The 14135-nt window shown below is 31.5% G+C and carries 12 protein-coding genes; 9 read left to right on the top strand and 3 right to left on the bottom strand.

Annotation, left to right across the window (positions count from 1 at the left end; all coding sequences use genetic code 11):
- From BR52_RS06985 to wecB, 4 genes are all read left to right on the top strand, one after another.
- Positions 1 to 999 carry a polysaccharide pyruvyl transferase family protein gene (locus tag BR52_RS06985; RefSeq protein ID WP_034570753.1) on the top strand — a complete coding sequence of 333 codons (999 nt, stop codon included), beginning with the start codon at positions 1 to 3 and terminating at the stop codon, positions 997 to 999.
- The gene (locus BR52_RS06980; protein WP_034570750.1) at positions 992 to 2389 is read left to right on the top strand and encodes a lipopolysaccharide biosynthesis protein; all 1398 of its coding nucleotides are present in this window, start codon (positions 992 to 994) and stop codon (positions 2387 to 2389) included. Before BR52_RS06985 ends, BR52_RS06980 begins: the two co-directional genes overlap by 8 nt.
- Positions 2390 to 2434: 45 nt before the next feature.
- Positions 2435 to 3349 (top strand): LCP family glycopolymer transferase, encoded by a 915-nt coding sequence (locus tag BR52_RS06975; protein WP_034570746.1) that lies wholly within the window; start codon positions 2435 to 2437, stop codon positions 3347 to 3349.
- A gap of 100 nt (positions 3350 to 3449) precedes the next feature.
- Complete coding sequence (gene wecB / locus BR52_RS06970) at positions 3450 to 4598, top strand: non-hydrolyzing UDP-N-acetylglucosamine 2-epimerase (RefSeq protein WP_034570743.1); 1149 nt, start codon at positions 3450 to 3452, stop codon at positions 4596 to 4598.
- 174 nt (positions 4599 to 4772) lie between these two features.
- Here wecB and BR52_RS06965 read toward each other — a convergent pair whose 3' ends face one another.
- Positions 4773 to 5423 carry a deoxynucleoside kinase gene (locus BR52_RS06965; RefSeq protein ID WP_034570739.1) on the bottom strand — a complete coding sequence of 217 codons (651 nt, stop codon included), beginning with the start codon at positions 5421 to 5423 and terminating at the stop codon, positions 4773 to 4775.
- A gap of 107 nt (positions 5424 to 5530) precedes the next feature.
- Positions 5531 to 6907 (bottom strand): 23S rRNA (uracil(1939)-C(5))-methyltransferase RlmD, encoded by a 1377-nt coding sequence (gene rlmD, locus BR52_RS06960; RefSeq protein ID WP_034570736.1) that lies wholly within the window; start codon positions 6905 to 6907, stop codon positions 5531 to 5533.
- A gap of 173 nt (positions 6908 to 7080) precedes the next feature.
- Here rlmD and recX point away from each other — a divergent pair, with 173 nt between their 5' ends.
- The 5 genes from recX to BR52_RS06935 all read left to right on the top strand — a co-directional run bounded on the left by recX (position 7081) and on the right by BR52_RS06935 (position 12913).
- Positions 7081 to 7920, top strand: a complete 840-nt coding sequence (gene recX / locus BR52_RS06955) for a recombination regulator RecX (RefSeq protein WP_034573604.1) — start codon at positions 7081 to 7083, stop codon at positions 7918 to 7920.
- Positions 7917 to 9086: an A/G-specific adenine glycosylase gene (gene mutY, locus BR52_RS06950; protein ID WP_034570733.1), complete on the top strand. Its 1170-nt coding sequence runs from the start codon at positions 7917 to 7919 to the stop codon at positions 9084 to 9086. Before recX ends, mutY begins: the two co-directional genes overlap by 4 nt.
- Before the next feature lie 573 nt (positions 9087 to 9659).
- Entirely contained in the window at positions 9660 to 11162 is a 1503-nt protein-coding gene (locus tag BR52_RS06945) for an AcpB/EbpR/MafR family transcriptional regulator (RefSeq protein ID WP_034570731.1), read from the top strand.
- A gap of 241 nt (positions 11163 to 11403) precedes the next feature.
- Positions 11404 to 11937, top strand: a complete 534-nt coding sequence (gene ntdP / locus BR52_RS06940; protein ID WP_034570730.1) for a nucleoside tri-diphosphate phosphatase — start codon at positions 11404 to 11406, stop codon at positions 11935 to 11937.
- 130 nt (positions 11938 to 12067) lie between these two features.
- Positions 12068 to 12913, top strand: a complete 846-nt coding sequence (locus BR52_RS06935; protein ID WP_034570727.1) for an SGNH/GDSL hydrolase family protein — start codon at positions 12068 to 12070, stop codon at positions 12911 to 12913.
- A 34-nt stretch (positions 12914 to 12947) separates the two neighbouring features.
- Here the strand turns inward: BR52_RS06935 and BR52_RS06930 are convergent, their stop codons facing one another.
- Positions 12948 to 14039 carry an FUSC family protein gene (locus tag BR52_RS06930; protein ID WP_034570724.1) on the bottom strand — a complete coding sequence of 364 codons (1092 nt, stop codon included), beginning with the start codon at positions 14037 to 14039 and terminating at the stop codon, positions 12948 to 12950.
- Between the last annotated feature and the right edge of the window lie 96 nt (positions 14040 to 14135).

Raw genomic sequence — 14135 nt, 5'->3', positions numbered from 1 at the left:
ATGAAGAAAATTTTAATATTTGATACATCCATAGCTTCTTTAAATATGGGAGACGAAATTATTGTAGAATCTATAAAAGAAAATATGGCGTATTTATTTGAAGAAAATTACTGTATGACCTTTCCAACACATACTCCAACTTATTATAAGTTTCAAAACGTATATTCAAGAAAATATATTGAGAATTATTCAAATGCAGACTTTAAATTTGTATGTGGCTCAAACTTGTTATTTAAAAATATGTTAAGACCTATGCCTGTCTGGAATATTAATGTGTTTAATACTAAAGTTGCTAACTCTTCAATTTTACTAGGTGTGGGTAGTGGTGAAAATGCGAAAAAAGTTAATTTATACACAAAATTTTTGTATAAAAAATTATTGAACAAAGAATTTATTCACAGTGTCAGAGACGAGAAAACTAAAATAATGATTGAGAAATTAGGCTATAAAGCCATTAACACAGGATGCCCAACATTGTGGAATATAGATGAGAAACATTGCAAGCAAATCCCTAAAGAAAAATCCAAAAGTGTAATTTTTACATTAACGCATTATGAATATGCAAAAAATGAAAGATTAGATAGTCTAATGATTGATATACTAAAAAGAAACTATTCGGAAGTTTATTTTTGGCCACAATGTATTGAGGATTATGACTACTTAGTTGATCTTGGTCAAGAAAAAGGAGTGAAAGTTGTCACACCTAATCTAGCAAGTTATAGAAAAATCTTAAAACAAGATATTGATTATGTAGGTTCAAGATTACACGGTGGAATTTTTGCTATTCAAAATTTTAAACGTTCTATTATTTTAGCAATTGATAATCGTGCAAGGGAAATAAAAATAACTAATAATATACCCTGCATAGAACGCGATGAATTAGACGGAAAATTAGAAAAAATGATTGTATCAAATTTTAATACTGAAATAGTATTAGATGCTAATAAAATCAATACATGGAAAGATCAATTCGTATCAAGTGAAGAAAAATATGAATAAGTATAAAAAATTACTAAATAATTCATTAATTTTTGCAATTGGAAACCTTGGTACAAAACTAGTTGCTATTTTACTAGTTCCTCTGTACACATACTATTTAACTCCAAGCGAATATGGAGTAACAGATTTAATTACTACTTCGACTAATTTGTTGTTACCAATAGTATCTTTAAGTATTTTCGATGCTGTTCTGAGATTTGTAATGGATCAAGATGCGGATAAAGAGTCTGTTTTAACTAATGGAATTGTCGTTTCAATTATTGGATCAGTAGCATCGTTGCTACTATATCCAGTGGCACTCAATTTTATGAAGTCTGATTTGCTTCTACCATTATATATATTGCTTTTTTTACAAATTTTTTATTCTATCTTCTCTCAGTTTGCTAGAGGCATTGGAAGAGTAAGCTTATTTGCAAGTTCAGGAGTAATTGTTGCATGTTTTTTATTATTTTTTAATTTAGTATTCATAGTCTATTTAAAAATGAGTATTTCTGGATATTTACTGTCAATGATTTTATCAACAATTATTGGGATTCTTTATTTAGTAATTTTTTTAAAAATTAATCAATATTTTTATTGGAAAAAAATCAATAAAAAGTTGATAAAAATGATGTTGCTATATAGTATTCCTCTAATACCAAACTCTTTGATGTGGTGGATTACTAATGCGTCTGGACGATTTTTTATATTGTATTATTTAGGGCTATCAGCAAATGGGTTATATGCAGTTGCAAATAAATTTCCAAGTTTGCTATCTATCTTATATTCCATTTTTTTTCAAGCATGGCAGTTATCAGCAATTGAAGAATTCGATTCAAAAGAAAGCGGCAACTTTTTTTCTACAATTTTTAATTTCTTTACCTTCGTTATGTTTATAGGCTCTTCTATTTTTCTTGTTTTTTTAAAACCAGTACTTTCTTTTGCAGTTGAAACAAGCTATTTTATAACTTGGAAATATATACCATTTTTATTATTAGGGGTTGTATTTTCTAGCTTTTCTTCTTTTATAACAGCAAGTTATATTGCTGCAAAAGAAACGAAAGGGGTTTTTATTACATCAATATTTGGAGCATTAGTTAATATAATAGGGAATTTTATTCTTATTCCTATTTTTGGATTAACTGGTGCTTCCATATCCGTCATGATTAGTTTTTTTGTGACATGGATTATTAGAATGAGAGATACAAAGAGTTTGATTAACCTAAATTTAGATAAATTAAATATTTGTTTGAATATAGCTCTAATTAGTGTTCAAATAGGGATTTTAAACTTAAATATGAATACACAATACGAATTGATTTCGAATACAGTTGTATTTATTTTCCTTTGTTTCATTAATAAAGAATATATTAAAAAATTGCTAGGTAAAATTTTGAGTTTAAAGAAATGATGAGGTTAGTTTGTTGTAATGAATTAATATTTCAAGGAGGAACTTATGTCTAAAATGAAAAAAATCTTAATTTGGATTCTATGTATTTTTTTACTCGCAGTAGGTGCAATGGGAGCGTATGCCTATAAGGTGTATCATGATGTTACAAAAACAACAGATAAGATGTATAAAAAAGTTGATAAGGAAGAAACTAGGAAAACACCCATTAATATTGAAAAAGGACAACCTTTTTCTGTCTTGTTATTAGGAGTAGATACTGGTGATTTAGGAAGAACTGAACAAGGACGTTCTGATTCTGTGATGGTCGTTACCGTAAATCCAGAAAAAAATGAAACAAAAATTGTAAGTATTCCAAGAGATACGTATACTGAAATTGTAGGTCATGGTACAACAGATAAAATTAACCATGCATATGCTTTTGGTGGAACGACAATGGCGATCAACACTGTTCAAAATTTATTAGATATCCCAATTGATTATTATATTGAAATTAATATGCAGGGAGTAAAAGAGATTGTGGATGCTGTAGGAGGAGTTGATGTGGATAGTCCACTTGACTTTAGCCAAGATAATATCAAATTTACTAAAGGTCCAGTTCATTTAGACGGTGAAAAAGCTTTGGCCTACTCAAGAATGCGTTATAAAGACCCAACTGGCGATTATGGTAGACAAGGTCGACAAAGACAAGTCATTGAAGCAATTGTTAAAAAAGCGGCTAATTTTTCAACTTTGACGAGATATAAAGATATTTTAAACGCGATGGGGAATAATATGGCAACAAATTTAACCTTTGATGATATGATGGACATTCAAGGGAAATATAAAGCAGCCGCAGGAAATGTTGAGCAAATTCAAATGCAAGGTACTGGAGAAATGATTAATGGTGTTTCATATCAAATTATAGCACCAGAAGAGTTACAAAAAATTTCTGAAAATTTAAAAGTACAATTAGGTTTGTAATAATAGAAAACAAACAAACGAGATACAGGTTTGTTTGTTTTTTATTTTATGGTACAATTATTTTAGACATTAGAAAATACATTTTAAAGGAATTGAAATTATGAAGAAAATAAAAGTAATGACGATATTTGGAACTAGACCAGAAGCTATTAAGATGGCTCCATTAGTTTTAGAATTAGAGCGTCAAAGTGATCGATTCGAATCAATCGTAGTTGTAACAGCGCAACATCGTCAAATGTTAGATCAAGTATTATCCATTTTTAACATTAAACCAGACTATGACTTAAATGTGATGAAAGATCGCCAAACCTTAGCTCAAATTACAGCGAATGTTTTAATTGGCTTAGAAGATGTAATGAAAGAAGCAAAACCAGATATCGTGTTAGTTCATGGCGATACAACAACAACTTTTGCAGCAGGAATATCTGCATTTTACAACCAAATTATGGTAGGTCATGTTGAAGCGGGATTAAGAACATGGAATAAGTACTCTCCATTCCCAGAAGAAATGAACCGCCAAGTAACGGATGTCTTATCCGATTTATATTTTGCTCCAACGGTTGAAAGCGAAGAAAATTTAGTGAATGAAAATCATCCAAAAGATAAAATATTTATTACAGGAAATACGGCAATTGATGCCTTAAATGAGACGGTTAAAGAAGAGTACCAGCATGAAGTGTTAGCTAAAATCAAAGAAGACAATCGTTTAATTTTGATGACTATGCACAGAAGAGAGAATCAAGGTGAACCAATGGAACGCGTTTTCCATGCGATTCGTAAAGTCGTGGACAGTCATGCTGATGTGGAAGTAGTTTATCCAGTACATCTAAATCCAGTTGTACAAGAAGCAGCAAGTACTATCTTAGGTAACCACGAACGCATCCATTTAATTGATCCATTAGATGTTATTGATTTTCATAACTTAGCAGCTAGAAGCTACATGATTATGAGTGATTCTGGTGGTGTTCAAGAGGAAGCTCCTTCATTAGGTGTTCCAGTATTGGTTTTACGCGATACAACCGAACGTCCAGAAGGTGTTAAAGCAGGGACGCTAAAACTAGTAGGAACTGAAACAAAAGATGTTCTAGCGGCTATGACTCAATTATTAGATGATCCAAAAGCGCATCAGCAAATGGCTGAAGCAAGTAATCCATATGGTGATGGAAAAGCTTCTGAACGTATTTTAGAAGCAATCGCTTATGAATTTGGTGTGAGTACCAATGCACCTGCTCCATTTAGTGTAGAATAAATTTGCAAAAGAGGACTTACTATTTAGTAAGTCTTCTTTTTTATTCAAAAAAATTTGTTATTTTTAGGGGTGGTCATTTTATGCTAAAATTAAATGATAAAAAGAAACGGATTGCATAAATACGGAAAAATAGGATTGAGAATAACCATTAACGGTTAAATTCAATCCTATTTTTTAATTCATACTTTCTAACTTATTATGGATTAGCTGAATGATTTTTTCTGCATCGGCCGGATTTTCTAAATCATGTTGATCAATATCAATCACAAGAGTTGCACTTTTATCGTATTGGTCGAACCAATCATCATAATGACTGTGAAGTAAGGTATAGTAATCTAATAACCCCTCATTTCCATCAATTTGTTCGAAACTTCGACCGCGTTTTTTGATTCGAGATAGGACGGTGTCTAAGGAACCTCTTAAATAAATTAATAAATCAGGAGCCTTTTTCGGCAATGAATCAAGTTCTTCCATCATATTGTCTAATAGATCAAGATAAGTATCCATTTCAGCATCACTCATATTTCCTTGCTGATGGTTAATTTTTGTAAATAAGGCATCTTCGTAAATAGAACGGTCAAGAACATTATGTTGATGTTGCAAGGCCTGTTTAATGCTTCTGAAACGAGTATTTAAAAAATAAATTTGTAATGAAAAAGCCCAGCGTTTAGGGTCCTCATAAAATTTTTCTAAAATTCGGTTGTCATCAACACTTTCATAAAATGCGTCACTTTCAAGTGCTTCAGAGATTAATTTTGTATAGGTGCTTTTTCCAGCACCAATCATTCCTGCTAAAACAATCACAGCATTATTGTCTCCTTTCATTATTTCATACACTCCTATCAAAATACATGGATGTAAAAATTAGTCTATTATAATTTGAAATTGATAAGGAGAAAATTCATAGTCGAATTTCCCCCCTTAAAGTTTGATTATTTTGCAGTTAATTTTACAACTACTTCGCAACGAGCTGTTTGTGGAAACATATCAACAGATTGTAAGTAGTCCACTTTATAGCTTCGTGATAATTTTTCTAAATCTCTTCCTAAAGTGGAAGGATTACAAGAAATATAAACCATTTTTTTAGGTTTTGCCTTGACGATTGCCTTGATTAGTTCAGGATCAAGGCCAGTTCTTGGTGGATCAACTACAAGAGCATCAGGTTTAAAGCCACGTTTTAACCAAAGTGGCAACAATGATTCTGCTTTTCCGACTTCGTAACGAACGTGGTCAAATCCCATTTTGATTGCATTTTCCTTTGCATCAGCAATGGCTTCTGGAATGGTGTCCATCCCACGGACTTCTTTGGCATCTTTTGCTAAGCTCAGACCAATAGTTCCAACACCACAATAAGCATCTACTAAAGTCTCATCTTTTTGTAAATCAAGTGCTTTTCTAGCTTCATCATATAACACGTTAGTTTGAATAGGATTCAATTGGAAAAATGCACGCGCGGACAAATCAAATTCTAGTGTGTCTAATTTTTCAGTTAAGCTTTCTTTTCCAGCAAGATGAATCGTTTCTTCGCCCATGACTAATGACGTTTTTTCTTGATTGACGTTTTGCATGATTGAGACAATTTCTGGTAACTGAAGTTTAACTTGCTCTAAAAATTGTTTTTTCTTAGGAAGTTTTTTACTATTTGTTACTAAAACTAATTGAACTTCACCTGTTTCAATCCCAACACGAGCGACAATGGTTTTAATGATTCCACTGTGTTTTACTTCATCATAAATTGGAATATCTAAGTCAGATAGAAGTTGTTTAACAATATTGACCGTTTTTGTTGTTTCAGGTCGTTGAACCAAACAATTATCAATATTTACTAATTTATGAGATCCCTCGCCATATAGACCAGCAATGACTTTGTCGTCTTCGTTTTTACGAACTTGGAATTGAGCTTTATTCCGGTAACGCCAAGGATCATCCATTCCTATAGTAGGTCTGATATCAAATTCTTCAAAACCTACTGGTTTAAATTTTTCAAGAGATTGTAAAACCATATCACGTTTAAAATCTAATTGTTTATTATAAGAGAGATGTTGTAATTGGCAACCACCGCATGCTTCGTATACTTCACAAGGAGGAGTCACACGATTTTTTGATGGTTTTCTGATTTTTTTAATAGTTGCTGTAGCAAAACGCGGCATGATTTCAGTGACTTCAGCCACGACTTCTTCTTCTGGTAAAGCGCCTTTTACAAACACGATGGTGCGTTTATAATAGCCAATCCCTTCGCCGTTAATTCCTAAACGTTTAATCGTAAGAGGAAATCGTTGACCAATTTCAATTGTATGTTCTGGATTCATAAATACCTTCCAATCTTATATTTTTTAACTGTTATCATTATAACATGATTGGTCAAGTAAAACTCACTTTATGAAACATCAAAACAATCTTTTTCAAAAGCTTTTCTATGTTATACTAATGATAAACTAGTATGGAAGCAAGGGAGCTAAAGGTGAAGAAGGGAATGAATCAAATGAATGAAAAAAAAAAACAAGAATCAACCAAAAAAATTCCTGTAATTACAAAAATAGAAGCGCAAAAGCGTAGTGAACGCTACAATATTTATTTAGATGGAGAATACGCATTTCCAATAGATGAAGCTATTTTAGTGAAATATGTTCTTCACAAAGGCATGGAAGTAACTGAAAGTTTTCAAAAAGAATTAGAAACGGAAGATGGACTTTGGAAAGCCTATAATCGAGCTTTAAATTACTTGAATTATGGTCTGCGTTCGGAAAAAGAAGTTCGTGACGATCTGTTAAAACACGAGTTTACTATAGAAACTGTGATAAGTGTTGTTGAAAAATTAAAAGAACAAAAATATATTGATGACTTAGTTTACGGAGAAAGTTATACAAGAACAGGCGCCAACATTGGTGGTAAAGGTCCTATTGTCATTAAACAAGAATTAAAACGTAGAGGTTTAGACGAAGCAACGATTTTAAAGGCTCTTGAACAATATCCTTTTGAGCAGATGGTAGAAAATGGTGTGGCTATTGGAGCAAAAGTTATACGAAGAGCGACTGAACATTCTTCAAGGGAAACACGTCATAAAGTGCAACAAACTTTAATGCAAAAAGGTTTTTCGAGTGAAGTTATTTCTATTGTTTTAGAAAATATTGATACAGTTAAAGATGATGAGGATGAATACGAAGCATTAAAAAAACAAGGTGAAAAACTCTGGTGTAAAAATGAACGTATCAAAGGATTTAAAAAAATTCAAAAAGTGAAAACAAGTCTCTTTCAAAAAGGTTTTCCAGGAGACTTAATTAATCAATTTATTGAAGAAAAGGAATTGGAAGAAGACGAATGACAAATGAGCTGAATAATTGGTCTAAAACTAAAATAAAAGATTTTCAAGCAACTTTTTTAAGTTGGTACGATTTAGAAAAAAGAACCTTACCTTGGCGTGAAAATAATGACCCTTATCGAATTTGGGTATCAGAGATTATGTTGCAACAAACGCGAGTAGATACGGTCATTCCTTACTATTTAAATTTCATGAATTTATTTCCAACAATTCAGGATTTAGCCGATGCCGATGAAGATGTTTTGCTAAAAGCGTGGGAAGGCTTGGGCTATTATTCGAGAGTTCGAAATTTACAAAAGGCAGCAATTCAAATTGTAACGGAATTTAATGGCGAAATGCCAAAAGATCCAGCATTGATTGCGACTTTAAAAGGAATTGGTCCTTATACCACGGGAGCTATTTCAAGCATGGCTTTTCAGTTACCAATACCAGCAGTAGATGGAAATGTGATGCGAGTGGTTAGTCGGCTCTTTGAAATCAGTGAAGATATTGCAAAACCCGCGTCAAGAAAAACCTTTGAAAAAATTATGACAGATATTATCGATCCCCATAAACCAGGGGATTTTAATCAAGCGATGATGGATTTAGGTTCTAGCACCTGTACGCCAACAACGCCAACTTGTAATCTTTGCCCAATCAATGAATTTTGTCAATCATTTGAAAAAGGAACGATGTTACAGTATCCCGTAAAAAGTAAAAAGAAAAAGGCAAAACCGGTCTACTATATAGGAGCGATTATCAAAAACAATCGTGGTGAATTTTTATTGGAGAAACGCGAAGAAAAAGGCTTATTGGCAAATATGTGGACATTTCCTTTGGTAGAGGAAGAACCAATTATTGAAAATACTCTCCTACCATTAGGTGGATTGACGAGTAAGCAACCTGAAGACATCGAAAAACAGACTTTAGAAAATTTAACAAAGGAAATAAAAGAAAACTATCAAGTAGAACCAGTTTGGCTAAAAAAACCATTTGTTGAAGTGAAACATATTTTTAGTCATTTAAAATGGTTTATCGCAGTCTACTTTGGACAATTAATTGAAGACAATGATCATGAAGAACTTCCAAAGAATTGTAAATGGGTACATCCAAGTGAATTTGACCAGTATACTTTTCCAGGTCCGCAACAAAAGATGTGGCAAGCTTATTTAACTAAATTTAAAGATTAAAAGACATGAACTTCTGACTAGAAGTTCATGTCTTTTATCATTTTTTTTAAGAAATGGTCAAATAAACGATAAAAGGATCAACAAGACTGATAGAATAGCTTTTATAGAGCTAAATCACCCGAATACAACCTGATACTCCAAACAAAAACATTCATAATTAAAAGTAGAAATGCTATAATTCATTATCAAGTCAAGTAAGCTTTTAGTTATTTAATAAAAAACTTTTAGTTTTATAGTAAATTTAAACGAAAAGAGGAGATTGAAGATGTCAGGATTTGTCGATCAATTAATTCAAAGTGTTGTAGAAAAAAATGAAAAAAGAAATGTAGAACAAAAAGGTAACTCTGTTCAAGAAACATTTTCAAAGGTATCTTAAGCTCGTTAGATTAAGAACTGCAGACAGATAAATAAATAATAAATAAGGTCAAAACACAAACGATTTTTAATTTTAAATAATAAAAAGGAGAGAAAACCCCTATTTCTCTCCTTTTTGGCATGGATTAGTATATAATGAATAAGATAAGATGAAAATAGCGTAAATTTGATTAATTTAGTTGGGGGTAAAAAAATTAAATGAAACATTTTTTAGACAGACTGCAGACTCGAAAAATTCGCTTATTGAAGATAGCTAAAGACAATAAAGAACTAAATAATATTAGTGATTTAGCAAAAGAGCTAAGCTGCTCAACTCAAACATTGACAACAACAGTTGAGTCTTTAATAGAAGATTTAGAAGAATTAGGCATTCAGACTCTATCAATCAAAATAGAAAATAAATTGTTTGTTGCTAAATTTAGTAATGAGTTTTCATTAGATCGTTTGATTCATTTATATTTAAAGAAATCTTTTGAATATCAGGTAATTTTAGATTGTTTTTTTAACACGACAAAAAGTACATCGCAATACGCAAAGGACTATTACTTAAGCCAAGCCTCAACTTATCGTAAAATAAATAGCGTCAAAACGATATTAGCTCAGTTCAACTTAGAGTTACAACAAGCCTCTAAAATTCAAATAATTGGGGAAGAGAAAATGATTCGCTATTTTTTCTATTCTTTCTTCTGGGAAACAAGAACAAGTGTCAATTGGCCATTTCCCTATTCTAAAGAGTTTATAAAAAAGTTGAGACAATTACTTTATCCTGAAAATTACCTAGAAAATAATACTTTAATCAATGAAAATAAGCTTGATTTATGGTTTGCAATTACCTTAATGAGAGTGAAAGAAAATGAATTGATTGGAGCGCTACCTGAAATTGAAAGAATGCTACAAAAGAATCCTTCCTATCTGAAAAATAAAAAAGAAATTACAAAACTCTGTCTAGAAATAAATAGTGAACTTACGATACAACAAATTGATGAAGAAGTTTATTTTTATTATGTTGTAATGATGTACAATATTTACTATGTCGAGTACGATGATAAAATGCTTCCACTTTTAGAAGCAATTAATGAAAATAACGAAGTATTTAAAGTGGCTTCAGTCCAATTTATTGAGAGCTTAAATCATTTTTTATCAAAACCATTAAAGAAAGATCAATACAATATTTTGTTAGCTAATTTAATTAGCATCCATATGTATGCCTTCTTATTTGAAGGACTTTTATCGCCATTTGAAGAACCGTTAAAAACAAAACGTTTTGATCGGATATATCCTTCTTTTTATAAATTAGTAAAAATCACCTACCAAAATTGCATTGAATTTGATTCTTTCTCAAAGTATTACTATAACAAAGAATTCCTTTTTCCTAGCTACATGTTAACATTGTTTGTTTCAATTGATGTGAAAAATTATACAATCCCTATAAGTGTCTACCTCTATTCTTCTCATAGTAAAATTTTAGAAACGATTTTAAAAAAAGAGCTTTCTAAAATGACACAATACCATTTATTTTTTACTGATGAAGAGACGAAAGAAACGGATTTAATTGTTTCGGATACTTTTAATATTCCTTACAAGTTATCTGAAAACCGAATGTTAATTTGGGATCCAATTCCAAGTGATACGGATTGGAAAAATTTACGTGATAAATTAAGTGAAATAAAAAAAGAAAAAGAATTTCTTTTTTTAGATTAATAAACTAAACTAGAACTGTTAATTCAAATGAATCAACGATAAACGTTTGAATTTTTCACAATTAAAATAAAAAAACCGTTTCTTTTAAAGGGGAGAAACGGTTTTTTTACATAGATGAACGGAATAATTTAGATAAACGCTATTATATGTGATATAATATTGTTGAGTTAAGAAGAAGTAAAACTGTTAATTATTAAATTATTTCTCTTTTTTATTGAGGAATCAGAAAGTTGGGTATGGGATGCGTGTTCCAAAAGAAGGAGAATTCATCACCATCCAAAGCTACAAACATGATGGCAGTTTACACCGCACATGGCGAGATACTATGGTTCTTAAAACGAGTGAACAATCGGTAATTGGTTGCAATGATCACACACTAGTAACTGAAGCAGATGGCAGAAGGTGGCTCACGAGAGAACCAGCAATTGTTTATTTTCATAAGCATTATTGGTTTAACATCATTGCAATGATTCGCGAAAATGGGATTTCGTATTATTGTAATCTAGCTTCACCCTATACAATGGATGAAGAAGCGTTAAAATATATTGATTATGATTTAGACATCAAGGTATTTCCCGACGGAGAAAAACGCCTATTAGATGTAGACGAATATGAAGCTCACCGTAAAAAGTGGCAATATCCAAATGATATCGATCATATCTTAAAGGAAAATGTTAAAGTTCTTGTAGAATGGATCAATGAAGAAAAAGGTCCCTTTTCTAAAGAATACGTTGAACTTTGGTATGAACGCTATCAACAATTGTCACAAAAATGATGGGTTTTAAAATTGGATGACAAGGATGATTCATAAAAAAAAGCACCTCTTTATGAGGTGTTTTTTTTTAACAATCATTATGATGAATATGATATAATAAAATAGTACATAAGAAAGGAGTCATGCTAAGATGGAAAAAAGAAACATCCTTTTTTTATTGGTGAGTATTATGGTGACTGCTGGAGTAATTATAGCAGGTTCTCACTATGCAGAAACTAAAAAAGAGGCAATGATTAATCATGGAAAAACTAAAATTGTAAAAAAAGAAATATCTGAAAAAAAACAAGAAGAAAAAGAAATAAGTGAAATTGAAAGTAACCGAGAAAGCATAGCTACTATTGATTATCTAAAATTAGTGATGGCTAAAAAACAAAAAGTCTCCGTTTCATTTTTTGGAGGAAAAGAACAGCAGCCTGAAGTAATCGAACCTTTGCAAAACTGGATTGGTAAAGAATTGAAGGTAGCAGACTTGGCGATTCAATCTGTCTCTATTCCAAACCCAAGTACATACCAATTAATAACTCAAAATTCGGTGGCTACGCTAGCAAGTAATGCACCTGATGTTGTTTTTTTTCAAGTACCTGTAGTGGGAGATCAAGAAATTGATATTAGTTTAACCAATTCAAAAGATTACCTTGTTCAACTTATGGAAGATATCCGAGCACAACTGCCAGAAGCGCTGGTGATTTTAGTGACACCCCCACCAAGTAGTACCTTAAAAGAAGCATATAATTCTAGATCTATCAACTATGTAAGCTATTTAGAAAATTTAAAAGAAATTGAAACAGAAGAACACTTTCTTTATTTTGATCTTCATGATCAATATAGTTCTTATTTAGAAGAGCAAAATCAACCTATAGAAACTACCTTAGAAGCAGATGGCATAACAATGAACAGTGCTGGAAAAGCTCTCTATATCGAACTATTTGAAAAATCTTTAACACAACCCATTGATACAACAAGTGGAATTAAATAAAAAAACAATGAGCAAAATTTGCTCATTGTTTTTTTTATTGTTCTACATTTTCAATATTTGAAATATCTGACGATGGATTCCAATGATTGCCTTTATAACTAGTTACAAGAGCATTTAAATGTTCTAAATATTCTTCGTAATTTAAAATGCTAGACATAATATGAATGACGGAGTTGCTTTGTAAATAATCATCTTTAATATTTTCTTCCGTACTGGCTTCATCGAAAAAGGACTGCATAAATTCTTTACGTAACGAACGATTATTTGCAATAAAATTTACACTGCCAGCAGGAACTCGACCATTGAATTTTAAAAGAATTTGTTCATGAGCGCTTAGGAGAGTCTCCAACCGTTCGCGAATTAAAATTCGCAACTCAGGAGGGAAATTATTAAAGGCATTTTCATTATTATGAATGGTTTTCAATAAATTGTAAGCTGCCTTAGTAGTTGAAATCATTTGACGATAAACCACAACTTTTCTTAAATTTTGAAACCGAGTCTTTCTAAAATAAACATCTTCTTCGCTAAATAAAGAATAATAAAAATCCATTTTTTCCATTTGTTTTTTTACCCATTTTAAATCTTTTTTCAAAAATGGATATTCAGTATTTTTACGAACACTAGCCCGAATCCATTTTAAAATCTCAGTTGTGGCATAGTCGACTACATGGTAAAGCTTTTCTTCATAACGTGGTGGAAAAAAGATTGTATTGACAATAAATGCTGTTAGAATCCCAATCATAGTAGAAGAAAAACGCAACAAAGCGTAAAGCATAAAGCTATCTTCTGAAGTCATCATAACAACGATTAAAGTTACTGTTGCCAGTCCAATTACACTATCTAGTCGAAAGCGGTTAAGAATAGCAATTAGAATAATTGCAGCAATTCCAATAACAACAAAACTATTTCCAACGGTTAAAAATGCCCCAATGGCAATTCCAGCGCCTAGTAAATTCCCGATGGTTTGATCTTTTAAGGTTTTAAGAGATCGTTTGACCGAAGGTTGCATGGCAAAGACTGCAGAAATTGCAGCAAACGTTACATAAGTAATGCCTGCTAAGTGTGTTAAGTATAGCGCAATGGCAATTGCTAAGCCTGTTTTTAAAGTCCGAGCGCCTAATTTCATAGAAAAAGTCAACTCCAATATCTTCTTTAGTTAATAGTAAGCGATATTCTTCATTTAAGCAAAGCTTTTATCTAAAATTTAAACGAAAAACAACTT

Origin of the sequence: Carnobacterium divergens DSM 20623, assembly GCF_000744255.1 — a bacterium.
GTDB classification, from domain to species: Bacteria; Bacillota; Bacilli; order Lactobacillales; family Carnobacteriaceae; genus Carnobacterium; species Carnobacterium divergens.
This window is presented reverse-complemented; position numbering and strand designations above follow the sequence as displayed.